A 655-nucleotide genomic window follows, 5' to 3' on the forward strand; every position below is an offset into this window, starting at 1 on the left:
GATCCAGAATCGTCTGGCGACGGGCAAGAAGGTCAACTCGGCGCTCGACAATCCGTCGAACTTCTTCCTCTCCGCCGGTCTGAACGCTCGCGGCAGCGACCTGTCGAACCTCCTCGACACCATGGGCCAGAACATCAAGGTCCTGGAAGCCGCCGACAAGGGCATCACCGCCATCACCAAGCTGGTCGAGTCCACGCAGGCCACCGCCCGCCAGGCGCTCCAGTCGGCGTCGGTGAACCTCAAGACGACCGGCACGGCCAACCTCAGCGCCTACACCGCTGCGGCCGGTGACGCGGGCAACCTCGTCATCACCGTTGGTGGCACCAACAAGACGGTGGCGGTTGCCGCCGGCGACACGGGCGCCCAGATCGTCGACAAGATCAACGCGGCCGGAGGCCTGAAGGCCGAGCTCGACGCCGGCACCGGCAGGCTGTCGATTTCGGCGCTCAATGGTGAGTCGCTCGCCATCGACGCCACCTCCACCGCCGCGACCCTGACCGCCCTCGGCCTCAGCGCCGGCGCGGTGACCCGCGGCACCTCGGAGGTGAACGCCACCCGCAAGGCCCTCGCCGCCCAGGTCGCGGAGCTGCGCACGCAGATCGACCAGCTGTCGAAGGATGCCAGCTACAACGGCATCAACCTGCTCGCCGGCGAC

At 68.2% G+C, this 655-nt stretch carries 1 protein-coding gene; it reads left to right on the plus strand.

Annotation, left to right across the window (positions count from 1 at the left end; translation table 11 throughout):
* Nucleotides 1-655 (plus strand): flagellin N-terminal helical domain-containing protein (locus tag QNA08_RS18945; RefSeq protein ID WP_283742288.1); only part of this gene is annotated, 655 nt, incomplete at both ends.

The sequence above is a fragment of the Chelatococcus albus genome (assembly GCF_030067675.1).
In the GTDB taxonomy this organism is placed as follows: domain Bacteria; phylum Pseudomonadota; class Alphaproteobacteria; order Rhizobiales; family Beijerinckiaceae; genus Chelatococcus_A; species Chelatococcus_A albus.